General features: G+C 69.3%; 25 protein-coding genes. 16 read left to right on the top strand and 9 right to left on the bottom strand.

Annotated elements, in window-relative coordinates:
* Positions 1-66: 66 nt before the first annotated feature.
* From CVV76_RS13495 to CVV76_RS13460, 8 genes are read left to right on the top strand one after another with little or no spacing between them, the layout of a single operon-like run.
* Entirely contained in the window at positions 67-1722 is a 1656-nt protein-coding gene (locus tag CVV76_RS13495) for an AMP-binding protein (RefSeq protein ID WP_102225173.1), read from the top strand.
* Entirely contained in the window at positions 1719-2207 is a 489-nt protein-coding gene (locus tag CVV76_RS13490; protein ID WP_102225172.1) for a MaoC/PaaZ C-terminal domain-containing protein, read from the top strand. Before CVV76_RS13495 ends, CVV76_RS13490 begins: the two co-directional genes overlap by 4 nt.
* A gap of 19 nt (positions 2208-2226) precedes the next feature.
* Complete coding sequence (locus tag CVV76_RS13485; RefSeq protein ID WP_102225171.1) at positions 2227-2607, top strand: Zn-ribbon domain-containing OB-fold protein; 381 nt, start codon at positions 2227-2229, stop codon at positions 2605-2607.
* A 2-nt stretch (positions 2608-2609) separates the two neighbouring features.
* Complete coding sequence (locus CVV76_RS13480; RefSeq protein WP_102225170.1) at positions 2610-3761, top strand: thiolase; 1152 nt, start codon at positions 2610-2612, stop codon at positions 3759-3761.
* The gene (locus CVV76_RS13475) at positions 3758-5881 is read left to right on the top strand and encodes an acetate--CoA ligase family protein (protein WP_102225169.1); all 2124 of its coding nucleotides are present in this window, start codon (positions 3758-3760) and stop codon (positions 5879-5881) included. Before CVV76_RS13480 ends, CVV76_RS13475 begins: the two co-directional genes overlap by 4 nt.
* The gene (locus CVV76_RS13470) at positions 5878-6741 is read left to right on the top strand and encodes a MaoC/PaaZ C-terminal domain-containing protein (RefSeq protein WP_102225168.1); all 864 of its coding nucleotides are present in this window, start codon (positions 5878-5880) and stop codon (positions 6739-6741) included. The genes CVV76_RS13475 and CVV76_RS13470 overlap by 4 nt, the downstream gene beginning before the upstream one ends.
* 11 nt (positions 6742-6752) lie before the next feature.
* Positions 6753-7514, top strand: coding sequence for an enoyl-CoA hydratase/isomerase family protein (locus CVV76_RS13465; RefSeq protein ID WP_102225167.1), 762 nt, complete (start codon positions 6753-6755; stop codon positions 7512-7514).
* A gap of 22 nt (positions 7515-7536) precedes the next feature.
* Entirely contained in the window at positions 7537-8460 is a 924-nt protein-coding gene (locus tag CVV76_RS13460) for an SDR family NAD(P)-dependent oxidoreductase (RefSeq protein WP_102225166.1), read from the top strand.
* Between the two features lie 22 nt (positions 8461-8482).
* Here the strand turns inward: CVV76_RS13460 and CVV76_RS13455 are convergent, their stop codons facing one another.
* Together CVV76_RS13455 and CVV76_RS13450 are read right to left on the bottom strand one after the other, a co-directional pair.
* Positions 8483-9610: a CaiB/BaiF CoA transferase family protein gene (locus tag CVV76_RS13455; RefSeq protein ID WP_102225165.1), complete on the bottom strand. Its 1128-nt coding sequence runs from the start codon at positions 9608-9610 to the stop codon at positions 8483-8485.
* Positions 9611-9798: 188 nt separating this feature from the next.
* Positions 9799-10713 carry a LysR family transcriptional regulator gene (locus CVV76_RS13450; protein WP_102225164.1) on the bottom strand — a complete coding sequence of 305 codons (915 nt, stop codon included), beginning with the start codon at positions 10711-10713 and terminating at the stop codon, positions 9799-9801.
* A gap of 181 nt (positions 10714-10894) precedes the next feature.
* On the opposite strand from CVV76_RS13450, the gene CVV76_RS13445 reads away from it, so the two are divergent.
* The 4 genes from CVV76_RS13445 (at position 10895) to CVV76_RS13430 (ending at position 15443) form a co-directional block, all read left to right on the top strand.
* Positions 10895-12037, top strand: coding sequence for a TAXI family TRAP transporter solute-binding subunit (locus CVV76_RS13445; RefSeq protein WP_102225163.1), 1143 nt, complete (start codon positions 10895-10897; stop codon positions 12035-12037).
* A 93-nt stretch (positions 12038-12130) separates the two neighbouring features.
* Complete coding sequence (locus tag CVV76_RS13440; RefSeq protein WP_233192895.1) at positions 12131-14125, top strand: TRAP transporter permease; 1995 nt, start codon at positions 12131-12133, stop codon at positions 14123-14125.
* Entirely contained in the window at positions 14122-14790 is a 669-nt protein-coding gene (locus CVV76_RS13435; RefSeq protein WP_102225162.1) for a 3-oxoacid CoA-transferase subunit A, read from the top strand. Before CVV76_RS13440 ends, CVV76_RS13435 begins: the two co-directional genes overlap by 4 nt.
* Before the next feature lie 8 nt (positions 14791-14798).
* The gene (locus CVV76_RS13430) at positions 14799-15443 is read left to right on the top strand and encodes a 3-oxoacid CoA-transferase subunit B (RefSeq protein WP_102225212.1); all 645 of its coding nucleotides are present in this window, start codon (positions 14799-14801) and stop codon (positions 15441-15443) included.
* Positions 15444-15499: 56 nt separating this feature from the next.
* Here CVV76_RS13430 and CVV76_RS13425 read toward each other — a convergent pair whose 3' ends face one another.
* From CVV76_RS13425 to CVV76_RS13410, 4 genes are all read right to left on the bottom strand, one after another.
* Positions 15500-16003, bottom strand: a complete 504-nt coding sequence (locus tag CVV76_RS13425; RefSeq protein ID WP_102225161.1) for a hypothetical protein — start codon at positions 16001-16003, stop codon at positions 15500-15502.
* A 228-nt stretch (positions 16004-16231) separates the two neighbouring features.
* Complete coding sequence (locus CVV76_RS13420) at positions 16232-17068, bottom strand: FAS1-like dehydratase domain-containing protein (protein WP_102225160.1); 837 nt, start codon at positions 17066-17068, stop codon at positions 16232-16234.
* A gap of 46 nt (positions 17069-17114) precedes the next feature.
* Entirely contained in the window at positions 17115-18278 is a 1164-nt protein-coding gene (locus CVV76_RS13415) for an acyl-CoA dehydrogenase family protein (RefSeq protein ID WP_102225211.1), read from the bottom strand.
* 140 nt (positions 18279-18418) lie between these two features.
* Positions 18419-19315, bottom strand: a complete 897-nt coding sequence (locus tag CVV76_RS13410; protein ID WP_233192893.1) for an HpcH/HpaI aldolase/citrate lyase family protein — start codon at positions 19313-19315, stop codon at positions 18419-18421.
* Positions 19316-19478: 163 nt separating this feature from the next.
* Between CVV76_RS13410 and CVV76_RS13405 the strand changes: the two genes are divergently transcribed.
* The 4 genes from CVV76_RS13405 to CVV76_RS13390 all read left to right on the top strand — a co-directional run bounded on the left by CVV76_RS13405 (position 19479) and on the right by CVV76_RS13390 (position 24903).
* Positions 19479-20450, top strand: a complete 972-nt coding sequence (locus CVV76_RS13405) for a LysR family transcriptional regulator (protein ID WP_102225159.1) — start codon at positions 19479-19481, stop codon at positions 20448-20450.
* 118 nt (positions 20451-20568) lie between these two features.
* The gene (locus CVV76_RS13400; RefSeq protein ID WP_102225158.1) at positions 20569-21978 is read left to right on the top strand and encodes an amidase; all 1410 of its coding nucleotides are present in this window, start codon (positions 20569-20571) and stop codon (positions 21976-21978) included.
* A gap of 69 nt (positions 21979-22047) precedes the next feature.
* Positions 22048-23433, top strand: a complete 1386-nt coding sequence (locus CVV76_RS13395) for an aspartate aminotransferase family protein (protein WP_102225157.1) — start codon at positions 22048-22050, stop codon at positions 23431-23433.
* 216 nt (positions 23434-23649) lie between these two features.
* Positions 23650-24903, top strand: a complete 1254-nt coding sequence (locus CVV76_RS13390; protein ID WP_233192879.1) for an MFS transporter — start codon at positions 23650-23652, stop codon at positions 24901-24903.
* A gap of 63 nt (positions 24904-24966) precedes the next feature.
* Here CVV76_RS13390 and CVV76_RS13385 read toward each other — a convergent pair whose 3' ends face one another.
* Genes CVV76_RS13385 through CVV76_RS13375 form a run of 3 tightly spaced genes read right to left on the bottom strand, consistent with a single transcriptional unit; the run spans position 24967 to position 26426 of the window.
* Entirely contained in the window at positions 24967-25527 is a 561-nt protein-coding gene (locus tag CVV76_RS13385) for a DsbE family thiol:disulfide interchange protein (protein WP_102225156.1), read from the bottom strand.
* Positions 25520-25678 carry a heme exporter protein CcmD gene (gene ccmD, locus CVV76_RS13380; protein WP_102225155.1) on the bottom strand — a complete coding sequence of 53 codons (159 nt, stop codon included), beginning with the start codon at positions 25676-25678 and terminating at the stop codon, positions 25520-25522. Before ccmD ends, CVV76_RS13385 begins: the two co-directional genes overlap by 8 nt.
* A 1-nt stretch (position 25679) precedes the next feature.
* Positions 25680-26426 carry a heme ABC transporter permease gene (locus tag CVV76_RS13375; protein ID WP_233192877.1) on the bottom strand — a complete coding sequence of 249 codons (747 nt, stop codon included), beginning with the start codon at positions 26424-26426 and terminating at the stop codon, positions 25680-25682.
* Between the last annotated feature and the right edge of the window lie 66 nt (positions 26427-26492).

The following is a 26492-nucleotide window of genomic DNA, read 5'->3' as shown; positions in this document are numbered from 1 at the left end:
GGCGCCTGGCGCGACGGCGTTTCGCAGCGTCCGGGGGGAGACCGAAGGCGCGGCGGAGGGCCTGGTATGCACGCGCCGGTGATGCCTTCGGCCGCCGGTAGCGGCGCTGGTCCGGCCACCGCCGCGGCGGGGACCGCACCCCTCCGCCTCGACGATCTGCTGACGGCGGCCCGCGGGCGCCCGGGCCCGGTGTTCTTCACCGAGGAGGGGGCTGGGATCGACGCGTCGGGGTTCGAGGCGCTGGTCGCGGGGGCGGTTGGTTTCCTGCGGGCGCAGGGCGTGGGGCCGGGGGACAGGATCGCGCTGTGGCACGTCAACCGGCTCGACTGGCTGGCCATCCTGTTCGCCTGTGCCCGGATCGGGGCGGCGGTCGCGGTGGTCAACACGCGGTACCGCACGGCGGAGCTGGGCCACATCCTGCGGGCCTCGGGCGCGGGGCTGCTGATCCTGGCGCCGGGCTTCGGCAAGATCGACTTTCTCGACATCCTGGCCGGTCTCGACGGCGCCGATCTGCCTGAGCTCTCGCGGATCGCGCTGCTGGATGCCGATACGGTTTCCGGGGCAGTTCCCGACCGCCTGATCGGGCGCCCGGTGCAGGCGGCGCGGATCGGGGTCATGGCGCCTTCGGGTGCGGACGGCACCAGCGATGCCGGCGCGCCGCTCGTCTTCTTCACCACCTCGGGCACGACCTCGGCGCCGAAGCTGGTGACCCATTGCCAGCAATCGCTGGCCTTCCACGCCCGCGCCTGCGTCGCGGCCTTCGGCTTCGACGCGCCGGGGGCGGGGTTTGCCGCGACCATGCCCTATTGCGGGGTCTACGGCCTGAACGCCCAGCTTGCGGCGCTTGCCGGCGGGGCGCCCAGCCACATCCTGCCAATGTTCGAGGCCGAGCGGACGGCGGCGCTGATCCGCGACAACGGAGTCACCCATCTCTTCGGTTCGGACGAGATGTTCCGCCGGCTGATGGAGATCGACCCGGGCCTCCTCGACGCGATGGTCTGCTGTGGCTTCGCGAGCTTCACCCCCGGGCTTGGCCCGCTGATGGAGGCTGCGGCAGCCCGGGGCGTGCCGTTGCGGGGGGTCTACGGCTCGTCCGAGGTCTGCGCGCTGTTCGCGGTGCAGGACGCGGGGCTTGCCGCGGAGGAACGGGTGAAGGGCGGTGGCCGCCCCGCCGCGGGGCAAAGCGTGGTCAGGGTGCGCGATCCCGAGAGCGGCGCGCTCCTGCCGCATGGCGCCCCGGGCGCGCTGGAATTCCGCAGCCCGAGCCAGTTCACCGGCTATTTCCGCAACCCCGGGGCGACGCGGGAGGCGGTGGACGGCGACGGGTTCTTCCGCTCGGGCGACATGGGCTACACCCGCGGCGACGGAAGCTTCGTATATCTCGCGCGGATGGGCGACGCGATCCGGCTGTCGGGCTTCCTGACCGATCCGGCCGAGATCGAGGAAGTGCTCAAGACCGCCCCCGGCGTGGGCGACGCGCAGGTGGTGGCGGTGGTGCAGGGCGGGCAGAACCGGCCGGTGGCCTTCGTCATTCCGGCGGATGGGTTCGATGCGGAGACGGTGCTGAGCCATGCGCGCGGCCGGCTGGCCGCCTTCAAGGTGCCGTTCCGGGTCTGGCCGGTGGAAAGCTTTCCCACCACCGACAGCGCAAACGGCCTCAAGGTGCAGCGCGCGCGCCTGCGCGACATGGCCGAGGCGCGCCTGAAGGAGGAGGCGCCATGACCGGCCAGCCACCGCGCCCGGGCCATCCCGGGGCGATGTATTACGAGGATTTCGCACCGGGGCAGAGCTTTGTCACCGCCGGTCGGACGATCACCGAAACCGACCTGCAGATGTTCTCGATGCTCACCGGCGACTGGAACGCGATCCATTGCGATGCGGATTTCGCGGCCTCCACCCGCTATGGCCAGCGGCTGGTGCACGGCAGCTTCGGCATCGGGCTGGCCATCGGGATGATGCACGGCCTCGGTATCTTCGAGGGCACGGCAGTGGCGATGCTGGGGATCACCGACTGGACCTTCGACAAGCCGATCCTGATCGGCATGACCCTGCGCCTGCGGCTGAGCGTGATCGAGGTCGCGCCGGGCAGAACCGGCCGCACCGGCCGCGTGGGCCGCAGGTTCGAACTGATCGACAGCGCGGGCGAGGTGGTCCAGCAGGGCCGCAGCGACGTGCTGGTCACGACACGCGCGGGTCAGTCCGCCTGAAAGACGAGGAGACATCACGATGACCGACGATCCCGCCATGCTGGGCCCCCAGCAGGCCTACGAGGCCTGGCTCGGCCAGGGCCGCTTCATGCTGCAGAAATCCCGTTCGTCCGGCGAATATGTGTTCTATCCCAAGGTGATGGCCCCCTCGGGCGCGATCGACCTGGAGTGGGTCGAGGCGGCGGGCACCGGCACGGTCTATTCCATCACCGTGAACCGCAGGCGCGAGGGATCGTACAATGTCGCGCTGGTGGATCTGGACGAGGGGGTGCGCATGATGGCCACCGTCGCCGGCCCAGAGACGGTGCCGATCGGCACCCGCGTCCGCGCCCGGATCGAGGCCGCGCCCGGCGACGGCGGCATCCCCCGCATCGTCTTCGACCCCATCGAGGAGGCCTGAGCATGGCACATTCCCTGCGCGGCAAGACCGCCATCGTCGGCATGGGCACGGCGGGCATGGGCGAGGCGCCCGGTTTCTCGGCGATGGAGCTTCTGGGCCTCTCGGTGCACGCGGCGCTCGACGATTGCGGGCTGAAGCTCGGTGACATCGACGCGGTCTTTGCCGCCACGTCGAGCCACGCCTTCGCCTCGATGAGCGTCGTCGAATACCTCGGGCTGAAGCCGAAGTTCTTCGACAGCACCAACGTGGGCGGCTCGTCGTTCGAGATGCACCTGCTTCAGGCGACGTTGGCGCTGGAGGCCGGGCTCTGCGACACGGCGCTGATCTGCTACGGCTCGAACCAGCGCACGGCCGGCGGGCGGCTGGTGTCGATGTCCGAACCCCAGTGGCACGAGACGCCCTATCATCCGCGCCACCCGATCACCGCCTACGCGCTGGCGACTGCCCGGCACATGCACCAGTACGGCACCACGCGCGAGGATCTGGCCGACGTGGCGGTGGCCGCGCGCGGCTGGGCCAACCTGAACCCCGAGGCCTTTGCCCGCGGCCCGTTGACGCGCGAGGACGTGCTGGGCCGGCGCATGGTGTCGGATCCGTTGACCGCGGGGGATTGCTGCCTCGTCACCGACGGCGCCGCCGCCTGCATCCTGACGCGGGCCGACCGGGCCAAGAACTTCCCCAAGGCGCCCGTCTACTTCCTTGGCGCGGCGGGGGCGAACTGGCACCGGTCGATCCAGGCGATGCCGGACCTCACCGTGACGGCGGCCTCCGACAGCGGGCCGCGGGCGTTCGAGATGGCAGGGATCACCCATTCCGACATCGACCTCGTGATGCTCTACGACGCCTTCACCATCAACACGATCCTGTTCCTCGAGGATCTCGGCTTCTGCCCCAAGGGCGAGGGCGGGCGCTTCGTCCGGGATGGCCGCATCGCCCCGGGGGGCGAACTGGCGGTGAACACCAATGGCGGCGGCCTGTCCTGCGTGCATCCGGGCATGTACGGCATGTTCCTGATCGCCGAATCCGTGGCGCAGATCCGCCGCGAGGCGGGCGAGCGGCAGCTTGACCGCGCCGACATCGCGCTGCTCAACGGCAACGGGGGCACGCTGTCGAGCCAGGTCACCGCCGTCCTTGGATCGGAGGCCGCGCTATGAACGCCGATGGCTGCCCCGGAGGCTATGATTTCGCGGCGCTCGGTGCGCTTCTGTCGCCGCGCTCGGTCGCCATCGTCGGCGCCTCGGGCGACCCGAGCCGGATTGGCGGGCGGCCGATCGCGGCGATGTTGCAGGCGGGCTACCAGGGCCGGATCCTGCCGGTGAACCCGGGCCGGGACGAGGTGCAGGGGCTGCCGTGTTATGCCACCGTCGCCGACCTGCCCGAGGCGCCCGACGCCGGGATCGTCGCGGTGGCGGCAAGGCTTGCACCGCAGGTGGTGGACGAGCTGGGCAAGAAGGGCTGCAAGTCGGTCACGCTGTTCTCGGCCGGCTTCGCCGAGACCGGCGAGGACGGCGCCGCGGCGCAGGAGGCATTGCTGAAGATCGCCCGGGGCCACGGGATGCGGGTGCTGGGGCCGAACACCCTTGGCGTCTACAACGAGGGGATCGGCTATTACGGCACCTTCTCCTCGTCGCTGGAGATGGCGCTGCCGCTGCCCGGGCCGATCGGGATCGCCAGTCAGTCGGGCGCTTTCGGGGCGCACCTGTCGGCGATGGCGCGGGCGCGGGCGCTGGGGGCCTCGGTGCTGGTGACGACGGGCAACGAGGCCGACGTGACGGTGGCCGACGCCATCGGCTGGATGGCGGGGGCCGACGCGGTGCGCGTGATCCTGGCCTATCAGGAGGGGTTCCGCGACGGGCCGAAGATGCTGGCCGCCCTCGATGCCGCGCGGGCGGCGGGCAAGCCCGTCTTCCTGCTGAAATCGGGGCGCTCGGCGCTGGGGTCTTCGGCCGCGGCCTCGCATACCGCCTCGCTCACCGGCGACGACGCGGTCGCCGAGGCGGTGCTGGCCGAGCATGGTGTGATCCGTTGCGCCGATACGGAACAGATGCTCGATTTCGCCTATGCGGCGCAGTTCGGCATCTACCCGGCGGCGAATTCGCTGGGGGTCATCACCGTCTCGGGCGGTGCGGGCATCATCGCCACCGACGAGGCCGAGGCGCAGCACCTGCCGATGCCGCCGATGCCCGAGGCGGCGCAGGCGCACCTGCGCGAGCTGCTGCCCTACGGCGCGCCGGCCAACCCGCTCGACTGCACGGCGCAGGCGCTCAACGATCTGGCCCTGTTCGACGCCTTCACCCGTTCGGCGCTGAAGGATGGCGGCTACCGCTCGATCCTGTGCTTCCTGACCTATGTCGCGGGGGGCGCCACGCTGGCGCCGAAGCTGATCGCGGCGTTGAAGGCGATCCGGGCCGATTATCCCGACCGTCTGCTTGCGCTCTGCATCATCGCGGGAGAGGACATCGTGCGCGCCTACGAGGAGGCCGGGTTCCTCGTCTTCTCGGACCCGTCGCGCGCGGTCCGGGCGCTGGCGGCGATGGGGCGGGTGGGCGATCACCTTGCCGCCCCCGCGCCGATCCGCCCGCCGCTGCCCGAGGTGACGCTGCCCGCCACGACGCCCGACGAGGCCGGGGCCAAGCGCCTGTTGGCCGAGGCCGGGATCCATGCCGCGCCCGAGCATGTCGTGCGCACCCCGGCGGAGGCCGCCGCCGCGGCGAAGGCGCTGGGGTTCCCGGTGGTGATGAAGGTCGTCTCGGCCGACATCACCCACAAGTCCGACATTGGCGGCGTGGTCCTGAACATCGACACACCCGAGGCGGCAGAGGCGGCGCATGCGCAGATCCTTTCGGCGGTCGCGGCCAACGCCCCCGAGGCGAAGGTCGAGGGGCTGCTGGTCGCCAAGCAGCTCTCCGGCGGGACGGAGTGCCTGATGGGCATCTCGCGCGATCCCGTGTTCGGGCCGGTCGTGGTCTTCGGTCTTGGCGGGATCTTCGTCGAGATCCTCAAGGACGTGGCGATCCGGCCTTGTCCGGTGTCCGAGGCCGAGGCGCGCGAGATGATCCTGTCGATCGGCGGCGCGGCGATCCTGCAGGGCGCGCGGGGCCGCCCGCCTGCGGATCTGGAGGCGCTGGCGGAGATGCTCTCTCGTCTTTCGGCCTTTGCGCTGGCCGCCGGCCCGAGGCTGCGCGCAATCGACCTGAACCCGGTGCTGGCGCTGCCCGAGGGGGCCTATGCGCTTGACGCTGTCATCGACATCGACCCGGAGGCGGACACATGATCGACCCCGACCACCTGCTGAGCTACGACATCCCCGAGGTGCGCCAGGTCTATGGCCCGCGCGACACCGCGTTCTATGCGCTGTCCATCGGCGTAGGGCACGACCCGATGGATGCGGGCGACCTGCGCTTCGTCGGGGCCGGCACGCCGGAGCCCTTTCCGACGCTGCCGCTGGTGCTGGGCCATCCCGGCTTCTGGCTGGGCAATGCCGATACCGGGGTGGATGCGGTGCGGCTGGTGCATGGCGAGCAGGGGATCGCGATCCACGCCCCCCTTCCGCCCGAGGGCGAGGTGATCGGCAAGACCCGCGTCATCGGCCTCGTCGACAAGGGCGAGGGCAAGGGCGCGCTGCTCTATTCGGAAAAGGAGCTGCGCGACGCGGGGACCGGCACGCTTTACGCCACCACCCAGGCGACGATCTTCCTGCGCGGCGACGGCGGGTTCAGCGGCGCCCCGGGGTCGCGCTTCGGCGAGACGCCCACGACCAAAGCCCATACCCTGCCCGAGCGCGCGCCCGATGCCGAATTCGAGACGCAGACCCGGCCCGAACAGGCGCTGTGGTACCGCTGGAACGGCGATCAGAACCCGCTGCACCTGTCGCCCGAGGTGGCGGCCAAGGCGGGGTTCGCACGTCCGGTCCTTCACGGGCTCTGCACGCTGGGGATCGCGGCGCACGGGCTGGTGCGGACGCTCTGCGAGGGCGATCCGGCGCGGTTCCGGGGGCTTCAGGCGCGCTTTACCGCCACCGTCACGCCGGGGGAGCGGCTGCGCACCCAGGTCTGGCACGACGGATCCTTCCGCACCGTCGAGGCGGAGAGCGGACGCGTGGTGATCGGCAACGGGCTGGCGGCGGTCGGCTGAGGGGGAATGGCATGGGACTGACGATCACGAACGACGATGGTATCCGCATCCTGACGCTGGACGAGCCGGCCCGGCGCAATCCGGCGGGGCATGGCGTGCGCCTGGCGCTGCGCGACGCGCTGGCCGAGGCCGAGCGCGACCCGGGCGTCGCCGGCGTGGTGATCACCGGGGCAGGGGGGCAATTCTCGGCAGGGGGCGATATCCGCGACCAGCAGGGGGTGACCGACATCCACATTGCGCGCGAACGCTTTACCGTCGCGCGCGAGCTGATGGGACGGATGGCGCGGTTCTCCAAGCCGCTGGTGGCGGCGGTCGAAGGCTGGGCGGCGGGGGGCGGCTTTTCGCTCGCCGCGGTCTGCGAGACGGTGGTGGCGGCCGAGGACGCACGCTTCGCCGCCAGCTTCGGCGGGGTCGGGCTGATCCCGGACATGGGGCTTCTGGCCACGCTCTCGGCGCGGATCGGGGCGGGGCGGGCGCAGCGGATCTTTCTGTCCTCCGGTCGACTGGACGCGGCCGAGGCGCTGCGCCTCGGCGCGATCGACGAGATCGCGCCACCGGGCGGGGCGCTGTCCCGCGCGACGCAGGTCGCGCGCGAGGCGGCCGCCGTGGCGCCCCTGCCGCGGATGCTGGTGAAGGACTGGTTCGCCGCCGAGATCGACCGCGCGCTGGATTACGAGCGCGAATTGCAGCCCTTCCTGATGTTCAGCGAGGACGCGGCCGAGGGGCGCGCGGCCTTCTTCGAGAAACGCAAGCCTGCCTTCAAGGGCAAGTGACCAAACGGAAAAGGAGAAAGACATGGCCATTGATCTGGGCCTTCAGGGCAAGGTTGCGGTCGTCACCGGTGCCGGTGGCGGCATCGGGCGCGGCATCGCGCTGGAGTTTGCCAAGGCGGGCGCACGGGTGGTGATCAACGACATCGGCGTCTCGCTGGGCGGCACGGGCGAACGCTCCTCCGCCCCGGCGGAAGAGACCAAGGCGATGATCGAGGCGCTGGGAGGCGAGGCGGTGATCTCGTCCGAGAGCGTCTCGGACTGGGCCGGCGCGAAACGCACGGTCGAGATCGCGATGGACACATGGGGCCAGATCGACGCGCTGGTGAACAACGCAGGCATCCTGCGCGACGTGATCTTTCACAAGATGGACCCCGCCGACTGGGAAGCCGTGATCGGCGTTCACCTGAACGGCAGCTTCTACATGAGCCGCGCAGTGGCCGAGGTGTTCCGGCTGCAGAACTCCGGCGCCTACGTGCACATGACCTCCACCTCGGGGCTGATCGGCAACTTCGGCCAGGCGAACTATTCCGCGGCCAAGCTGGGGATCGTCGGGCTGTCGAAGTCGATCGCGCTGGACATGGCGCGGTTCGGGGTGCGGTCGAACTGCGTGGCGCCCTTTGCCTGGAGCCGGATGACGGATTCCATCCCCGCCAAGACACCCGAGGAGCAGGCGCGCGTCGAGCGCATGAAGAAGATGACGCCCGAGACCAACGCGCCGATCGTCGTCTTCCTTGCCTCGCCCGCGGCGGAAGGGGTGAGCGGCCAGATCTTTGCCGCGCGGATGAACGAGGTGTTCCTGTTCAGCCAGACCCGCCCGATCCGCTCGGTCCAGGCGGCCGAGGGCTGGACGCCCGAGCTGATCGCCGAGCGCGCGATGCCCGCCTTCAGGGGAAGCTTCGTTCCGATGGAACGCTCGGGCGACGTCTTCAGCTGGGATCCGGTCTGATCCGGGCGCCGGGCGGCGGGGGTCAGCCCCCGCCGAACTCCACCCGGATGGCTGCCGTGTCCGCACCGAGATCGGGCACCCGTGCGCCGATCCGGCGCACGCCGTCCACCGTGGCGGCCGGGGCGGGGAGGGATTGCGTGCCCACGCCCGTCTCGACCCGGGCAAGTGTCAGGTGCGGGTGGTCGATCAGCCCCTGAAGCTCGTTCACGTCGGCAAAGGCGATGTCGGCCTTCAGCAGTGCGTCCACCACCTCGGTCCGGTCCATCGTGGCCAGCCGTGCGGCGATGGCGGCATCCACTGCCTCGCGGTTGGCGACGCGGGCGTTGTTGGTGCCGAAGACCGGATCGGCCGCCAGCCCGGGCTGCCCCATGACCTGATCGGCGAAGATCTTGAATTCACGTTCGTTCTGCACCGCGATCAGCAGGTCGGCGCCGTCGCGCGTGGTGAACACGCCGTAGGGGCAGATCGACGGATGGGCGAGGCCGATCCGCTTCGGCGGCTTGCCCGACTTGGCGTGGAAATAGGGCACTGCGAGCCAGTCCGCGATGACATCGAACATCGAGATCCGGATGTCGGCGCCGCGGCCGTGGATGCTGCGGCCGATCAGTGCCTCGAGGATCGCGGCATGCGCGGTGGCGCCGGTCGCGATGTCGACGATGGAGATGCCGACGCGGGCGGGTTCGCCCGGCCCGCCGGTGATGGAACACAGCCCGCTGTCGGCCTGGATCAACAGGTCGTAGGCCTTGCGCGTGGCATAGGGGCCGGTGTCGCCGTAGCCGCTGATCGAGCAGGTGATCAGCCGCGGGTGGCGCGCCCGAAGCTCTGCCGGGCCAAGGCCCATCCGGTCCAAGGCGCCGGGCTTGAGGTTCTGCACCAGCACGTCCGCCCCGGCGACGATCCGTTCGAAGAGCGCACGGTCGGCCGGGGTCTTGAGGTCGAGCGCGAGCGATTCCTTGCCGCGGTTGAGCCAGACGAAATAGCTCGACAGCCCCTGCGCCGCGGCGTCGTAGCCGCGGGCAAAATCGCCTTCCGGGCGCTCGACCTTGATCACCCTTGCGCCGGCATCGGCCAACCGCGCGGTGCAGAACGGCGCTGCGACGGCCTGTTCTATCGACACGACCAGAAGGCCCTCGAGGGGTGCATCAACCATCCGGGCCTCCTCCGCTCACCATGCGGGGGAGCCTAGCGCGGCCGCCCGGGACGGACAAAAGCCGATTACGAATTTCAGGAATGCCGCAAATGCATTTCACTGCTCGGGGCATGCCCGGGGTGCAGGGCGGGCCGATACCCCTGTTCGGGCGCCTGTCCGGGCCCCGCCCGCTCCCCCTCCGATCGCTCTCAAAGCTCGGTTCCGGGCCACTCTCCGCCGGTCACGAGGCGCCTCACGGTTGCGTTCAGCATCTCCATGAACGGGCCGGTGAGGCGGGTGGCCTGGCGGGTCAGCGGGGTCCAGATCACCAGCGTGCGGTCAAGCGCAGGGCTGCGGATCGGGCGGGCGACCAGCTTGCCCTCGTTGACCTGCGAGAAGACGCTGACCAGCGGCAGGATGGTGCTGCCCGCACCGCGCAGCACGAAGGCCACCAGCGTCGGCAGGATGTCGATCTCCAGGCCAACATGCGGTGTCACGCCCTGCTCGCGTGCGGCACGGTCGACGAGGCGGCGCAGCCCGTGGTCGGGACTGGGCAGGATCAGGTTGCGTCCCAGCGCCTCGGCAAGGGTCACCGGCCCTTCCGGCGATCCCGCCGGCTCGATCAGGAAAAGCCGTTCCAGAAGAAGCGGATGGCTGCGTACCAGCGGCACCTTCCCGGTCTGGTAGGTGACCCCGATGTCGATCGTGCCGCGCTGCAGCCAGTCCTGCACATGCCCCGAGAACCCCGATACGATGCGCAGCTTCACTTCGGGATGCAGGCGCAGCGTCTCGGCCACCAGTGGCGTCGCCAGCACCTCGGCGACCGTCGGCGGCAGGCCCAGCGTGACAGTGCCGCGCAGCCGGTGGTCGCGGGCCGCGACGTCGCGCGCCATGCTGGCGACGTCGTCCAGCACCTGACGCGCCCGGTCGGCCAGCGTGCGCCCCTCATCGGTCGGCACGACGCCGCGGCCGTGGCGGCGCAGCAGTGTCACGCCAAGCTCCTCTTCCAGCGCTTGGATCTGGCGCGAAAGCGCGGGCTGCGCGATCTGCAGGCGCTCGGCCGCGGCGGTGATGCTGCCAAGTTCGACGATCTGAACGAAGCTGCGCAACTGGCGGAAATCCAAGATGCCGTATCCTTATGGCTGATATGCCCTACAATGCTCTTGCAACATGAGTTCCGGGGCGACAGCCTGTGTCAAGAAGCTGCGCGCGCACGGAGGCGCACGAGGCCGCGAGGAGGAACGTGGCCTGTGCTCAAAAAGCCACGGGCGCACAGGGGCGGCAGGGAATCCAGGGAGGAGAGACATGCACTTCACGATCACGAAACTGGTGCGTCCGGCGGCGATGGCCGGCGCGCTTGCGTTGCTGGCCGGGGCTGCGGTGGCGCAGGAGCTGCCCAAGACGATGATCTGGACCAGCTATGACGTCGGCTCCGCCGGCTATGCCGAAGCCTCGGCCATCGCCGACGCGCTTGGCCAGAAGTTCGGCACCAAGGTGCGGATCCTGCCCTCGGGCAGCGGTATCGGGCGGTTGCAGCCCCTGCTGATGGGCAAGGCCGATTACGGCTATCTCGCGACCGAGACCTTCTTCATCTCGGACGGGGCCTATGATTTCGCCGCGCCGCAATGGGGGCCCAAGAACCTGCGCGCGGTGCTGGGACGTCCGGCCTCGATCTCGATGGTCACGGCGAAGGATGCCAACATCCGCACCGTCGCCGATGCCAAGGGCAAGCGCATGGCGCTGGTCGCGGGCAACCCTTCGGTCAACGTGAAATGCGAGGCCATCCTCGCCTTTGGCGGCCTGACCGTGAAGGATGTCGACCCGATCACCTTCCCGACCTATTCGGCGGCGATGTCGTCGATGACCAAGAACCAGGCCGATTTCACCTGCACCACGCCGACCACCAGCCAGCTTTACGAACTGGCCGAAAGCCCGCGCGGAATCTACTGGGTGCCGCTGCCGGCGGACAACAAGAAGGGCTGGGCCGCGCTCGAGAAGGTGCTGCCGATCATGAAGCCCTTCAACGAGGACATCGCCGCGGGCCTGAAGAAGGGCGAGAGCGTGCCGATGGCCGCCTACCGCTACCCGGTGATCGCCACGACCGCCGACAAGTCGGATGACGAGGTCTACGCCTTCATCAAGGCGCTGGACGAGACCTACGACATGTACAAGGACGGCACCGCCACGATGAAGCGGTGGAAGATCCAGGAGGCGGGCGAGCCGCCGATCGACGTGCCGTTCCACCCGGGTGCGATCCGCTACCTGAAGGAAAAGGGCGTCTGGACCGCCGAGGACGACGCCTGGAACAACAAGCGTATCAAGCGTCTCGATGCGCTGATGGCCGCGTGGAAGGAATTCGCCCCGGCGCACAAGGGCGATTCGAAGGAAGACTTCGAGAAGGCCTGGATGGCGAAGCGGCAGGAGGTCGTCGCCGGTCTCGGCGACTGACCTGATCCGCGCCCTCCGGGGCCCCCGATCTTGCGGACGCAGGCGGCACCCCCGCCTGCGTCCCGCGTCTCACCTATCCGCAGGAGTCTTGCGATGAGCGATCCCGTGACCCCGCCCGATGCACCCTCCGCCGCGGAAGGCGCCGTGGCCAAGGGTTCCAGTCATGCTGGCATGACCGAGCTGATGCCGCCACCCAATGTCCGGCCCGCCGGCCTCACCCGGATCGTGGTGCTGGTACTGGGCGGCTTCGGCGTCGTGCTGGCGCTGAACCAGGTGTTCCTGCTGAACCTGTTCGGGTTCCAGCCACTGGGCAACAGCTACCTCTATTACCTGATCGGTATCTTCCTCAGCTGCGCCTTCCTGTCGGTGCCCGCGCGCCGCGCCGACGTGGACGGCCCGCGCTGGTACGACTGGGCGCTGAGCGCGGCGTTGCTGGTCTCGGTCGCCTATCTGGGCGCGCATGGCCTCGACATCATCCAGCAGGGCTGGGAATATGCGGCGCCCCTGCCGGCGCAGCTGGCCTCGGGCGTCGTCATCGTCGCGGCGCTGGAGGGGGTGCGGCGCGCGGCGGGCTGGATCCTGCTGGCGACCGCGCTCTTCTTCGGGTCCTACCCGCTTTTCGCCGACCACATGCCCGGGTTCCTGTGGGGCACGGCCTATGGCCCGCTCGAGGCGATCCAGGCCCATGTGCTGGGGGTGGAGAGCATCATCGGCATCCCGATGCAGGTGGTGGCCGAGCTGGTCATCGGCTTCGTCATCTTCGGCTCGGTCCTGACCGTGACCAAGGGGGCCGAGTTCTTCATGGACCTCGCCGCCGCCCTTCTGGGCCGCTCGCGCGGCGGGCCGGCCAAGGTGGCGGTGCTGGGCAGCGGCATCCTGGGCTCTCTGTCCGGGTCGGTGATCTCGAACATCCTGACGATCGGGCCGTTCTCGATTCCGACGATGAAGAAGATCGGCTACCCGGCGGTCTATGCCGGTGCGATTGAAAGCTGCGCCTCGACCGGGGCCACCCTGATGCCGCCGGTGATGGGGACGGTCGCCTTCATCATGGCCTCGTTCCTGGGCGTGCCCTATGCCGATGTGGCCGCCGCGGCCTTCATCCCGGCCGTGCTGTTCTATGCCGCGCTCCTTTTTCAGGTCGACATGTTCGCCGCGCGCCGCGGCCTCAAGGGATCCCCGCCCGAGGAGATCCCGCCGCTGCTGCCCACGCTGATCCGCGGCTGGCCCTATCTTCTGGGCCTCCTCGTGCTGGTCTACGTGCTGATGGGCCTCCGGCAGGAGACCTATTCGCCCTATGCCGCCTCGGCCGTGCTGCTGGTCGCCACGGCCTTCCGCAGCGACACCCGGATCACGCCGTGGAAGGCGGTCGCGCTGCTGTTCGACATCGTCAAGAACATCGCGGGTCTGGTCGCCGTGCTGGCGGGGATCGGGCTGATCGTGGGGGGATTGAGCTATTCCGGCGTCGCCGGCGCCTTCTCGCGCGAGCTGCTGCTTTATGCCGACGGCAGCGTACCCCTGATGCTGATCGCCGGCGCGATCACCAGCTTCGTCCTCGGCATGGGGATGACGGTGAGCGCGTGCTACATCTTCCTGTCGATCCTGCTGGCGCCTGCGCTGATCCAGGCGGGGCTCAACCCTCTCGCAAGCCACCTCTTCATCCTCTACTGGGGGATGCTGAGCTACATCACCCCGCCGGTGGCGCTTGCCGCGATCACCGCCTCGTCGATCGCCAAGTCGCCGCCGATGAAGACCGGGGTCTATGCCATGCGGCTTGGCGGCATCCTCTTCATCCTGCCGTTCATCTTCGTCTACGACCCGGCGCTGATCATGGTCGGCGGCTGGGGCGAGATCCTGACGCGGCTGATCCTCAGCGCGCTGGCGATCTGGGCGATGACCACGGCGATGGAGGGCTGGCTTTACGGTGTGGGCAAGCTCACGCCAGTGTTACGGGTGCTGATGGGGGTGGCGGGCTTGATGGTCCTCGTGCCCGGGGGCTACACCGATATCGCGGGGTTCGTGCTGATGGTCGCAGTGGCCGCCATCGCCTATGCCTTGCGGGAAACCGGCCGGGAGGGGGCCCGCGCATGATCGACAAGAGGGTGGCGACACTGGCCGAGGCGATCGCCCCGGTCAGGGAAGGCGCCGTGGTGATGATCGGGGGGTTCGGCACGTCCGGCATTCCCTTCGGCCTGATCGACGCGCTGGCCAAAAGCGGGGTGGGCGGCCTGACCATCGTCTCGAACAACGCGGGCGCGGGAGAGGAGGGGATCTCGATCCTTCTCAGGAACGGGCAGGTGGCGCGGGTGATCTGCTCCTACCCCCGCACCCCCGGCTCGATCTGGTTCGAGCGCCGCTACGAGGCAGGCGAGGTGGAGCTTGAGGTGGTGCCGCAGGGCACGCTGGCCGAACGCATCCGCGCGGCGGGGGCGGGGCTTGGCGGCTTCTTCACCCCCACCGGCTATGGCACCAGGCTGGCCGAGGGCAAGGAGACGCGGCAGATCGACGGCCGGGGTCAGGTGCTGGAGATGGCGCTGCATGCCGACATCGCGCTGATCCGGGCGGAAGAGGCCGACCGCTGGGGCAACCTGTCGTTCCACGCCACGGCGCGCAACTTCAACCCGGTGATGGCGATGGCCGCGAAACACACGATCGTCGAGGCGCGCCACGTGCTGGAGGGTCCGATGGATCCCGGCGCGGTGGTCTGCCCGGGGATCTTCGTCGGATCGGTCACCGAATACGGGGTGCGGCCATGAGCCAGAAGATGAGTGCGCTTCACCGCCTGTCTGACAACGATCTTGCCCGCAGGCTGGCGCAGGACATTCCCGACGGCGCCTATGTCAACCTCGGGATCGGGATGCCGAACAAGGTGGCGGGCTTTGTTCCCGCAGGGCGCGAGGTGATGTATCAGACGGAGAACGGCCTTCTCGGCGTTGGGCCGACGCCTGCGCCGGGCACCGAGGACCCGGAGCTGATCGACGCCTCGAAGCAGCTGGTGACGACGATCCCCGGGGCCTCGTTCTTCGAACATTCCATGAGCTTCGCGATGATGCGCGGCGGGCATATCGACATCGCGGTACTGGGTGCCTACCAGGTGGCCGAGAACGGCGATCTCGCGAACTGGGCCACGCTGGACGAGAAGCACCCGCCCGCGGTGGGCGGGGCGATGGATCTGGTGGTCGGGGTGCCCACGATCTACGTGATCATGCGCCACACCGGGCGAGACGACGCGGTCAAGCTGATGGAGCGCTGCACCTATCCGCTGACCGGGCTGGGCGTCGTCAGCCGGGTCTATACCGATCTGTGCGTGCTGGACGTGGCGCCCGAAGGGTTCCGGCTGGTGGAACTGGCGCCGGGCAACACGCTGGAGGCCGTGCAGGCGGTGACGGGGGCGAAGATCCACATCTGAGGGGGGCGAGGGCCCGGTGGGCCGTTGGCCTCAGGCGTGGCCTTCAGACGTGGCCTTCAGACGTGGGACGAGAGCATCAGAGCGACCGGTGCCAGCATGGCGACAGTCGCGGCGCCGTAGGGGAACATGGCAAGGAAGACCCCGGGCCAGGCGCGTGCGTCCTGCATCGCCGCGCCTTCGATCCGGGCGATGTCGCGGCGCAGGTCGGGGCCCGCAAGCTGCGCCATGTGAAGCACCTGCATGGCGACGCCACCAAGCCCCGCGGTCGCCGCCAGCGTAATCAGCAGCAGAAGCGCCACCGCGCCCGGTGCGACGCCCGGCCCCGCCAGCGACCCCGCCCCCACAGACTGGATCACCTGGCCGGTCCAGAACCAGCTCAGCGCGATCGACAGGACCGAGACCTCGAGCACGCGAAGATCGGACATCAGCGACGGTGCGGTGCGTTCGGACGCACCGGCGCGCACCGGCAGGCGCAGCACGTCAAGCAGAAGGCCAAAGGTCAGGATGCCGGCGGCAAAGGACAGGAACAGGGTTTGCGAGGGATAGGTATCGGCAAGCATATCTGTAAGATCAGGCGTTTCGTGGATGAGGTTCTGAGGTCGCCCGAAATCCTGCCATGGGTCAAGTAAAAATACGGTTCAGATGGAACCCATGCCGCTGCCGTCGCGTTTCCGCCTCTTGTCTCGTCCCTGATGTGCGCGCCCGTACCGTTCGGCACGCCTTTGGCCCCGCTCCCTCGGTGTCGGCGAAAGGGGCGCGGGACCGGTCGCCAGGATGGCGTCAGGGGGTCAGCTGACCTCGGCCGCCATGGTCTTGCGGCCCTCGGCATTGGCGATCCACAGATCCGTGCCGGCCGCGTTCACCGTGAAGGCCGCGCCGTCGAAGAGCGGCGACACGCCCCGGAACGAGAAGACGTCCGGCAGCGTCCCGCCAGCGCGCCGCCGGGCCATGTCGAGCATGTAGGTCGCCTGCAGCGGACCGTGGACGATCAGGCCGGGGTACCCCTCTTCGCTCCGGCAATAGGGGTTGTCGTAGTGGATGCGATGGCCGTTGAATGTGACCGCGGAATAGCGCGCAAGCAGGACCGGGGTCGCGTCGATGCTCCGGCTTTCCTCGGCCGCGGGTGCCTCGGGCGCGGCCGGGGCGGGGCGGGCGCCGCCGCCGCTGCCCTCAAGCTCTCGGTAGACGATGTCCTGGCGTTCCTCGATCGCCACGCCGCGCGGGGTACGGTAGCTGTGGTCGACGGTGACGAAGCACAGCCGGCCGGTGCGCCCCTCCTTCAACTGGACATCGCGGATCGTCGAATGCCGTGTCACCGCGTCGCCGACCCGGAGCGTGTCGAGGTGGCGCAACTCGCCCCCCGCCCACATCCGCCGGGGGAACGGCACCGGCGGCAGGAAACCGCCCCGCGCCGGGTGGCCGTCGGGCCCGAGGCCCGACATGGGCGCGATGTCGGGCGCGAGGCACCAGTGGATCGCGGTGGGCGCCGGCGCGCCTTCGCCGATGTCAGGATCCTGGTCGAGGATCGCGGCAAGGCTGGCGGCCAGGCGCGGGGTGATCACGTCGGAAACCGCGCGGTCCTGCCCGATCCAGCCGCGCAGGTGGTCGATGTCGATGTCGCTCATGTCTTTCCCCCCAAGTGGTGGCGTGGCCGTGCCGCTGCCCGTGGTTCTAGTAGGACCGGGGCATGCCCAGCACGTGCTCGGCGATGTAGCTCAGGATCAGGTTGGTCGAGATCGGCGCCACTTGGTAGAGCCGGGTCTCGCGAAACTTGCGTTCCACGTCGTATTCCTCGGCGAAGCCAAAGCCGCCATGGGTCTGGACGCAGGCCTCCGCCGCGGCCCAGCTGGCCTCGGCCGCCAGCATCTTGGCGATGTTCGCCTGCTCGCCGCAATTCTCGCCCTGCTCGTACAGGCGGCAGGCCTCCTTCACCATCAGTTCCGCCGCGCGCATCTGGGCATAGGCCCGGGCGATCGGGAACTGGATGCCCTGGTTCTGGCCGATCGGGCGACCGAAGACGCTGCGGTCGCCGGCATAGCGGGCGGCCTTCTCGATGAACCACTTGGCGTCGCCGATGCATTCCGCGGCGATCAGGATGCGTTCGGCGTTCATGCCCGAGAGGATGTAGCGAAAGCCCTTGCCTTCCTCGCCCACCAGGTTCTCGGCCGGGACCTTCACGTTGTCGAAAAAGATCTCGGTCGTCGAGTGGTTCATCATGGTGCGGATCGGGCGGATCGACATCCCCGCCTGCTTTGCCTCGTTCATGTCGAGGATGAAGACCGACAGGCCATCGGTCTTCTTCGCCACCTGGTCGCGCGGGGTGGTGCGCGCCAGAAGCAGCATCAGATCGGAATATTCCGCGCGCGAGGTCCAGATCTTCTGGCCGTTGACGACGTAATGGTCGCCCTCGCGCCTTGCCGTGGTGCGCAGCGACGTCGTATCGGTGCCGCTGGTGGGTTCGGTCACACCGAAGGCCTGCAGGCGCAGTTCGCCGGTGGCGATCTTGGGTAGGTACGCGGCCTTCTGCGCCTCCGATCCGTGGCGCAGGATCGCGCCCATGATGTACATCTGCGCGTGACAGGCGCCGCCGTTGCCGCCGGCGCGCTGGATCTCCTCGAGGATCGCGGCCGCGCCCGAGAGCGGCAGGCCGACGCCGCCATATTCCTCGGGGATCAGCGCGGCGAGATAGCCCGCCTCGGTAAGGGCCGAGACGAATTCGGCCGGGTATTCCATCGTGCGGTCGAGCTTCTGCCAATAGGTGCCGGGGAACTCGGCGCAGAGCTTGGCGATCTCGTCGCGGATCTCGGGGTAGTCCTCCCCGCTGAGGTCCTTCAGATCCTTCACGGCTTTCTCCAGTTCACAGAGCGGGACCGTGGCGGCCCCGGATGTCGCTGCCACTCTAGGGCGGCGGGGCTATAGTTTGAAATACAGATCCCCTGGTTTGGGTATCTGGAAATGTTATGGCCTCGCGGGCCTCACGCCGCCCGTTCGGCACCGGCTCGGGCGCGGCGCAGGATCTGCGCGGCGCGCTCCACCACCGGCGCGTCGACCATCTTGCCGTCGACCTGCACCGCCGCGCCCGTGCCCGCCGCCTCGGTCACGCGGGTGGCCCAGTCGACCTCGTCCCGGGTGGGCAGGAAGCCGCGGCGCGCCGGGTCGACCTGCGCGGGGTGGATCAGGAGCTTGCCACTCAGCCCCAGCGCAAGGGCGAGGCGCCCGTCGGCCTCGACCGCCGCGAGGTCGGCGATGGAGGGGGTGACCCCGTCGAGCGGCGCGGGCCGCCCCGCCACGCGGGCGGCGACGACGAGGGCCGAGCGCGGGTAGAGCAGCGTCTCGCGGCGGTGATCGGCGGCGATGTCGGCGGCATAGTCGATCGAACCGAAGGCCATCCGCGCGGCGGCTGCGGCGATCTCGGGCGCGCGGGCGATGCCGAGCGCACTTTCCACCAGCGCGATCACCTTGTGGCCGGTGGCATGGGCGACCGCGCGGACCTCATCGGCGCTTTCGGCCTTGGGAAGCACCACGGCGGCCAGCGGCAGCGCGGCGGCGGCGGCAAGGTCGGCCGCATGCCAGGGGGTGCCGACCGCGTTGACCCGCAGAAGGAGAAGCCCCCCGTTCCAGCCTGCCAACGCCGTGGCCAGCCCGTCGCGCGCCGCGTCCTTGGCCGCCGGGGCAACCGCATCCTCGAGGTCGACGATCACCGCGTCGGCCCCCGCCGCCGCTGCCTTGACAAAGCGGTCCGGCCGGTCGCCGGGCACGAACAGGGGCAGGCACATCGTTTCGACGGTTCGGGTTTCGGCGGTCCGAGTTTCGGCGGTCCGGGTTTCGGGGCCTCGGCTCTCGGCGATCGTGATTTCGGTGCTCTCGGTCATGGTCCTCTCCGCCCGCCTCCTCGCGCTGTGTGCGTCGGCGCGCAGCATCGCGATCCCGCGGCCATAAGGGAAATAGCGAATTGCGACCCCCGCCAGAGCGCTTTCCTATGGCCCTGCTTCGCCCTACCTTCTGCGGGCAACGCCACCGGGGGAGGGAAAGCGAATGGATCTGAGGCAGCTTCGCTATTTCGTGGCGATCGCCGAGCAGGGCTCCTTCTCGCGCGCCGCGCAGGTGCTGAACGTCGCCCAGCCGGCGCTGAGCGCCCATGTCCGAAACATGGAGGCCGACCTTGGCGCGGAGCTGCTGCACCGCTCGCCGCAGGGGGTGCAGGCGACCGAGGCGGGCACCACGCTGCTGCGCAACGCCCGGATCATCCTGGGTCAGCTGGCCGAGGCCGAGGCCGAGGTGCGCGGCCATGCGGCGGTGATCTCGGGCGAGGTCAGGATCGGCATTCCCGGCACGATCAGTCTCAAGCTTGCGGTGCCGCTGATCCTTGCGGTCCGGGCGCGCTATCCCGGGGTGCGGCTGCGCCTTGCCGAGGCGATGAGCGGTTTCGTCCTCGACTGGCTGCGCGGGGGCCGGGTGGATCTGGCGATCCTCTACCTGCCCGCGCCCGACCGGGGGCTGGCGTCGGAGCACCTGTTCACCGAGGAACTCACCCTTTTCGGCCCGTCCGGCGGGGTCGAAGGGGTGGCGGGGCCCCCGGTGCGGTCATCCGACGGGGCCGTGGCGTTTGCCGAAGTCGCGCGGCTGCCGCTGATCCTGCCCGGCGCGGCACATGGCCTGCGCGAGATGCTGGAGCGGCTGGCGGCGAAGCGGCGGGTGGCGCTGAACACCGGGTTCGACGTCGACAGCTACGCCGCGATCAAGGACCTCGTGGCGCGGGGGCTGGGCTATTCCATCCTGCCCCTGCACGCGATCGCCGAGGAGGTCGCGGCAGGCCGCCTGAACCGCTGGCAGATCGCCAACCCGGTGGCCGAGCGCGAGGTCCACCTCGTGCGCCAGACCGACCGCCCCCTGCCGCGCGAGGTGACCGCGGTGGCCGAACTCTGCCGCGAGGTGATGCGCGACATGGTGGCCGATGGCGGCTGGCAAGGCGCCCGCCCGGCCGGGGGCGCGGAGGCGCGACGCTGACCGGCGCGCATCGGGGCCGCCCGAGCGTCTGTCACAAGGGCGTGATCGCCCGGGGGCGGGCTCTGGCCTTCCTCGGTGCCGAGAGGGAAGCTCGGCCCAAAGTGGAAAGGGCATGCGCATGGCGGATCTTTGGAAGCTGACGGCGGGCGAGATGGTGGCCGGGATCAGGGCCGGCACGGTGACGGCCCGGGCGCTGGCCGAGGCGGCACTGGCCCGGATCGACGCCACCAACCCCGATCTGACCGCCGTGGTGCAGCGCTTCGATGCCGAGGCACTGGCGGCGGCGGATGCGGTCGACGCGGCGCTGGCACGGGGCGAGGATCCCGGGCCGATGGCGGGCGTGCCGGTGACGATCAAGGTCAACATCGACCAGAAGGGCCAGGCCAACACCAACGGCCTCCGGATCCAGTCCGGGATGATCGCGACCGAGGACAACCCGGTGGTCGCGAACTTCCGCAAGGCAGGCGCTGTGATCGTCGGGCGGACGAACACGCCCGCCTTCTCGATGCGCTGGTTCACCCGCAATTCGCTGCACGGCCACACCAGAAACCCGTTCAACCCCGCGCTGACCCCGGGCGGGTCGTCGGGCGGGGCGGCGTCTTCGGTGGCGGCCGGGATGGCGCCTATCGCCCATGGCAACGACATCGCAGGATCGGTGCGCTACCCGGCCTATGCCTGCGGCCTGCACGGGTTGCGCCCCTCGATGGGCCGGGTGTCGAGCTTCAACGCAAGCGCCGGCGACCGTCATATCGGGGCGCAGCTGATGTCGGTGCAGGGGCCGCTGGCCCGCTCGATCGACGATCTGAGGCTGGCGCTGGAGGTCATGTCGGGGCGTGACATGCGCGATCCCTGGTGGATGCCCGCGCCCCTGACCGGCCCCGCGGTGCCGAAGCGTGCGGCACTCTGCCTCGCGCCCGACGGAATGGCCGTGGCACCCGAGATCCGCGACGCGCTGAAAGCCGCCGCTGCCCGGCTGGCCGACGCGGGCTGGGAAGTGGAGGAAACCGCGCTGCCGCCGCTGCGCGAGGTGATGGACCTGCAGATCGCGCTCTGGCTTGCCGATTTCCGCCGCACCGGCGGCGCGGCGATCCGGGCCGAAGACGATCCGGATGCGACCTTCGTCTACGACAACCTGTGCCGCCGCGTGCCGGCGGGGGATCTGAACGCCTTCATGGACATTCTCCAGACCCGCGCCGGCGCGGTGCGCGCCTGGCGGGCGTTCTTCGAGCGGTTCCCTGTGGCCCTTCTGCCGGTGTCGGGAGAGCTTCCCTTCGCCGACCAGCGCGATGTCGCCTCCGAGGCCGATTTCGACGCCGTGGTCGAAGCGCAGATGCCGATGATCAGCCTGCCTTTCATGGGGCTGCCCGGGCTGACCGTGACAACCGGCCGAGTGGAGACGCCGCTGGGCCCCAGCCCGGTCGGCGTGCAGATCGTCGCAGACCAGTTCCGCGAGGATCTTCTGCTGGAAGCCGGCGGCCTGATCGGCGACACCGTACCAGTACTGGCCCCCGCGATACCGGCCCCGTGACCAACCCGAAGGCGACTCGGCCCCGTCCCCGCGGGCGGCCCGGCCGGTCCAGAAGCGAAGGATGAAACGATGAACGAGCTGTCGAATTCGGTCGCCCATGGCGACATCACCACGATCCTGCATCCCTACACCGATGCCCGCGTGCACGAACAGAAGGGCCCGATCGTCATCGACCGGGGCGAGGGCGTGCATGTCGTCGACCAGACCGGCAAGAAGTATCTGGAGGCGATGGCCGGCCTCTGGTCGGTCGCCGTCGGCTTTTCGCAGGACCGTCTGGTTAAAGCCGCGGCGAAGCAGATGGAGAAGCTGCCCTACTACCACACCTTCGCGTCGAAATCGCACGAGCCGTCGGTGCGGCTTGCCGAGAAGCTGGTCGAGATGACGCCCGAGAACCTGACCCGGGTGTTCTACACCTCGTCGGGGTCCGAGGCGAACGATACGGTGATCAAGCTGGTCTGGTACTACAACAACGCCCTGGGTCGGCCGCAGAAGAAGAAGTTCCTTGCCCGCAACAAGGCCTATCACGGCATCACCATCGCATCGGGAAGCCTGACGGGCCTGCCGGGCAACCACAAGGATTTCGACCTTCCGGCGATCCCCGTGGTGCACCTGACGACGCCGCATTTCTACCGCTTCGGCGCCGAGGGGGAGACCGAGGCCGATTTCTGCGCGCGTCTTCTGAAGGAGGCCGAGGACACCATCCTCGCCGAGGGCCCCGAGACCATCGCGGCCTTCATCGGCGAGCCGGTGATGGGCGCGGGCGGCGTCATGGTCCCGCCCGAGGGCTACTGGCCGGGCATCGAGGCGCTGTGCAAGAAATACGACATCCTGCTGGTCTCGGACGAGGTGATCAACGGGTTCGGCCGCACCGGCGCGCGCTGGGGCTGCGAGAAGATGGGCTTCACGCCGGACATCCTCGTCACCTCGAAGCAGCTGACCTCGTCCTACATGCCGCTTGCGGCGCTCGTCTTCTCCGAGGCGATCTATGACGTGGTGGCCGACCATACCCACAAGCTGGGCGGCTTCGGTCATGGTTATACCGCGACCGGCCACCCGGTGGCCTGTGCCGTGGGTCTGGAAAACCTCGCCATCATCGAGGAGCAGGACCTGATGGGCAACGCCGCCCGGATGGGCGAGCGTCTGCAGGCCGGTCTGAAAAAGCTCGAAAGCCACCCGCTGGTGGGCGAGGTGCGCGGCACCGGCCTGATCGCGGCGGTGGAACTGGTCGCGGACAAGGCGACGAAGAAGCCCTTCGATCCGGTCGGCAAGGTCGGCGGTGCGGCCTTCGCCTTCGGCCACGAAGAGGGCATCATCTTCCGCAACCTCGGCGATTCTATCGCCGTCTGCCCGCCGCTGATCGTGACCGAGGCCGACGTGGACGAGATCGTGCGCCTGATGGGCGTCATCATCGACCGCGCCGAGGCCTGGGCCAAGGAAAACGGCTTCCTGGGCTGACCGGCCGGACAACGTTTGGCCGGACAACGTTTGGCCGGACCAGTTCTGGCCAAATGGCCTCTGGCCAGATGACCTTTGAACGGAGCGGGGAGCCTTGCGTACAGCGCAAGGCTCCTTCCCGTATCGGGCCCATATCGGGCGGAGGCTGGTCTTGCTGCGATGCAGCACTATTCTAGGCGGCGGCGCGATACGGCGCCCGACCGACAGGAGCGCCGAATGCCCAAAGACACGTCTGCCAGCCAGTCCGGCGGCATGCCGCGAGATGCGCGCCCCACATCGTCCGGGGGGGCGCATCCGCACGGCATAAGCCCGGGGCTGACCCTGCTGATCGCCTTCGCCTGCGGTGCCATCGCGGCGAACCTTTACTATGCGCAGCCGCTGATTCAGCCGATCCGGCAGGCGCTGGGGATCTCGCCCGGGGCGGCGGGTCTGGTGGTCACACTGACCCAGGTGGGCTATGGGCTGGGGCTTCTGCTGGTCGTGCCGCTGGCCGACAAGGTGGAGAACCGCAGGCTGGTGCTGGGGCTTGTGGTTCTGGCCACGCTGGGGCTGATCGTCTCGGCGCTGGCGCCGAGTGCCGCGGTGTTCCTGCCTGCCGCGCTGGCGGTGGGGCTGGGGTCGGTCGCGGTGCAGGTGCTGGTACCCTATGCCTCGCACATGGCGCCCGAGGCGGTGCGGGGCCGGGTGGTCGGCAACGTGATGAGCGGGCTGATGTTCGGCATCATGCTGGCCCGGCCGCTGGCCAGCTTCGTCACCGAGGTCCTGTCGTGGCACGCGATCTTCGTGCTGTCGGCGATCCTGATGGTCGCACTCGGCGCGGTCCTGCGGGTCAAGCTGCCGCCGCGCCAGCCCACATCGAACCCGCGCTACGGCGAGCTTCTGGCCTCCATGGCCCGGTTGTTCGTGACCGAGCCGGTGCTGCGCCGCCGCGCGCTTTATCAATCTGCGCTGTTCGGGGTGTTCTCGCTGTTCTGGACCTGCGTGCCGCTGCTGCTTCTGTCGCCGGCCTATGGCCTCGGGCAGGGGCAGATCGCGCTTTTCGCGCTGGCGGGCGCGGCGGGGGCGGTGTCGGCCCCGATCGCCGGGCGGCTGGCCGACCGCGGGCATGGCGACCTTGGCACCGTTCTGGCGATGCTGTTCGCAAGCCTTGCCTTCGTAGCCAGCCTTGCCGCGCCTGCGCACAGCGCGCTGGGGGTCGGGCTGTTGGTGGTGGTGGCGATCCTGGTCGACTTCTGCACCTCGGCCAACCTGCTGTTCGGCCAGCGCGCGCTGTTCCTCCTGCACCCGGAGCTTCGGGCGCGGATCAACGGAATCTTCATGGCGACGTTCTTCATGGCCGGGGCGCTTGCCTCGGGTGTGGGGGGCTGGGCCTGGGCGACGGGCGGCTGGCCCCGCGTGGCGGCGATCGGCATCGTCGTGCCGCTCCTGTCGCTGGCCTATTTCGCAAGCGCCCGGTTGCGCCGCGCCTGACGGTGCCGGGAGTGGTGTGCGGCCGCGCGCCCGCCGCAAGCCTGTGCGGACCGTCGCGGAGGGTCAGTTCGTCGGGGTTTTCGCCGCGTCGTCCGCCGCGGCCCTGGCCAGCGCCGGCTTGATGGTGTTTTGCCAGATGCTGTTGGTCACCGGCCCGGGGAAGCGCAGGAGCACCTTGCCCGCGCCGTCGATCACGTAGGTCTCCGGCACGCCGTAGACCCCCCAGTTGAGCGCCATCTGCCCCTGCGTGTCGGCGCCGAGCGCCTTGTAGGGATCACCCACCTTGGCGAGGAATCCCAGCGCGTCCTGCGCCTTGTCCTTGTAGTTGACGCCGTAGATCGACACGCCCGAGGCGGCGATCTTGTCGAGGGTGGGCGCCTCGACCCGGCAGGGGGCGCACCAGCTTGCCCAGTAGTTCACAAGCTTGACCTTGCCATCGCGCAGCGTGGCGTCGGTGAAGGGCTGTCCGTCGCCCAGCTGGGTAAGGACGACCGGCGGCGCCTCCTTGCCGACCATCATCGAGGGCAGGGTTTCCTGATCGTGGTGCATCGAGATGTAGAACATCACGGCCAGCCCGGCAAAGATGACGGGCGGCAGGATCGCGAGGGGGGAGATCCTAGCCATGGGTGCGTGTTCTCCTCTCCTCGGCCTCGCGCAACTGGCGGCGCACCCGGGCGCCGCGCCAAAGGGTCCAGGCGATCAGCGCCAGGATCAGCACGATGCCGGCGCCGTAAGCCGACAGGACGGTGATTTCGTATTTCCCGAGGTTCGGCATCTCAGCCCATCCTCTCGCGCGCGATCAGCGCCTTGAGGCGGCGCGCGCGGATCTCGGTCCGGGTCCGCAGCAGCACCATGGCGATGAAGAACAGGATGAAGCCGCCCATGCAGGTGAGCAGCGGAAAGAGAAAGATGTCTGCCACCTCGTCGCGCCCGTCGAGCGACAGGCTGGCGCCCTGGTGCAGGCCCTGGTGCCAGAAGTCGACGGCAAAGCGCGAAAGGAAAGCGAAGACCGATCCCACGAGGCACAGGACAGAAGTCAGGTCTGCCGCGGTGTCCGGGTCCTCGATCGCCTCCCAGAGCGCGATATAGCCGAGGTAGAACAGGAACAGGATCAGGAACGAGGTGAGGCGCGGATCCCAGGCCCACCAGGTGCCCCACATCGGCTCGCCCCAGATCGCGCCGGTGATCAGCGCGATCAGCGTCATGGTCATGCCCACCGGCGCCGCCGCCCTGGCGACCAGCGCGCTGACGTGGTGGCGCCGGATCAGCCAGATCAGCGAGGCGATCAGCATCACCGCCCATCCGTTGATCGCGATCATGGCCGAGGGGACGTGCAGGTAGATGATCTTGACGGTCGAGCCTTGTTTGTAGTCGTTCGGCGTGAAGAAGAAGCCCCAGATCAGCCCGCCGACCATCCCGATCGCGGCCAGCCCGATCACCCATGGCAGCACCATCCCCGAAGTCTGCATGAACTTCTTGGGGTTGGCGTATTGCCAGATCAGGTTCATCGAGAAGGTGGCCATGGCCTTAGCTCTTAGGTCCTCGTGCGGGATTTCTCAACTCAAGAACGCCGGGTGGGGCGGGTCCTC

It is taken from the genome of Acidimangrovimonas sediminis, assembly GCF_002871005.1.
In the GTDB taxonomy this organism is placed as follows: domain Bacteria; phylum Pseudomonadota; class Alphaproteobacteria; order Rhodobacterales; family Rhodobacteraceae; genus Acidimangrovimonas; species Acidimangrovimonas sediminis.
The sequence above is the reverse complement of the archived record's forward strand: the minus strand, read 5'-3'. Positions and strand labels throughout refer to the sequence as shown.

Coding starts and splice junctions, on each gene's coding strand:
- CVV76_RS13495 (WP_102225173.1), top strand. CDS start 67: ATGCACGCGCCGGTGATGCCTTCGGCCGCCGGTAGCGGCGCTGGTCCG.
- CVV76_RS13490 (WP_102225172.1), top strand. CDS start 1,719: ATGACCGGCCAGCCACCGCGCCCGGGCCATCCCGGGGCGATGTATTAC.
- CVV76_RS13485 (WP_102225171.1), top strand. CDS start 2,227: ATGACCGACGATCCCGCCATGCTGGGCCCCCAGCAGGCCTACGAGGCC.
- CVV76_RS13480 (WP_102225170.1), top strand. CDS start 2,610: ATGGCACATTCCCTGCGCGGCAAGACCGCCATCGTCGGCATGGGCACG.
- CVV76_RS13475 (WP_102225169.1), top strand. CDS start 3,758: ATGAACGCCGATGGCTGCCCCGGAGGCTATGATTTCGCGGCGCTCGGT.
- CVV76_RS13470 (WP_102225168.1), top strand. CDS start 5,878: ATGATCGACCCCGACCACCTGCTGAGCTACGACATCCCCGAGGTGCGC.
- CVV76_RS13465 (WP_102225167.1), top strand. CDS start 6,753: ATGGGACTGACGATCACGAACGACGATGGTATCCGCATCCTGACGCTG.
- CVV76_RS13460 (WP_102225166.1), top strand. CDS start 7,537: ATGGCCATTGATCTGGGCCTTCAGGGCAAGGTTGCGGTCGTCACCGGT.
- CVV76_RS13455 (WP_102225165.1), bottom strand. CDS start 9,610: ATGGTTGATGCACCCCTCGAGGGCCTTCTGGTCGTGTCGATAGAACAG.
- CVV76_RS13445 (WP_102225163.1), top strand. CDS start 10,895: ATGCACTTCACGATCACGAAACTGGTGCGTCCGGCGGCGATGGCCGGC.
- CVV76_RS13440 (WP_233192895.1), top strand. CDS start 12,131: ATGAGCGATCCCGTGACCCCGCCCGATGCACCCTCCGCCGCGGAAGGC.
- CVV76_RS13435 (WP_102225162.1), top strand. CDS start 14,122: ATGATCGACAAGAGGGTGGCGACACTGGCCGAGGCGATCGCCCCGGTC.
- CVV76_RS13430 (WP_102225212.1), top strand. CDS start 14,799: ATGAGTGCGCTTCACCGCCTGTCTGACAACGATCTTGCCCGCAGGCTG.
- CVV76_RS13425 (WP_102225161.1), bottom strand. CDS start 16,003: ATGCTTGCCGATACCTATCCCTCGCAAACCCTGTTCCTGTCCTTTGCC.
- CVV76_RS13420 (WP_102225160.1), bottom strand. CDS start 17,068: ATGAGCGACATCGACATCGACCACCTGCGCGGCTGGATCGGGCAGGAC.
- CVV76_RS13410 (WP_233192893.1), bottom strand. CDS start 19,315: ATGACCGAGAGCACCGAAATCACGATCGCCGAGAGCCGAGGCCCCGAA.
- CVV76_RS13405 (WP_102225159.1), top strand. CDS start 19,479: ATGGATCTGAGGCAGCTTCGCTATTTCGTGGCGATCGCCGAGCAGGGC.
- CVV76_RS13400 (WP_102225158.1), top strand. CDS start 20,569: ATGGCGGATCTTTGGAAGCTGACGGCGGGCGAGATGGTGGCCGGGATC.
- CVV76_RS13395 (WP_102225157.1), top strand. CDS start 22,048: ATGAACGAGCTGTCGAATTCGGTCGCCCATGGCGACATCACCACGATC.
- CVV76_RS13390 (WP_233192879.1), top strand. CDS start 23,650: ATGCCCAAAGACACGTCTGCCAGCCAGTCCGGCGGCATGCCGCGAGAT.
- CVV76_RS13385 (WP_102225156.1), bottom strand. CDS start 25,527: ATGGCTAGGATCTCCCCCCTCGCGATCCTGCCGCCCGTCATCTTTGCC.
- ccmD (WP_102225155.1), bottom strand. CDS start 25,678: ATGCCGAACCTCGGGAAATACGAAATCACCGTCCTGTCGGCTTACGGC.
- CVV76_RS13375 (WP_233192877.1), bottom strand. CDS start 26,426: ATGGCCACCTTCTCGATGAACCTGATCTGGCAATACGCCAACCCCAAG.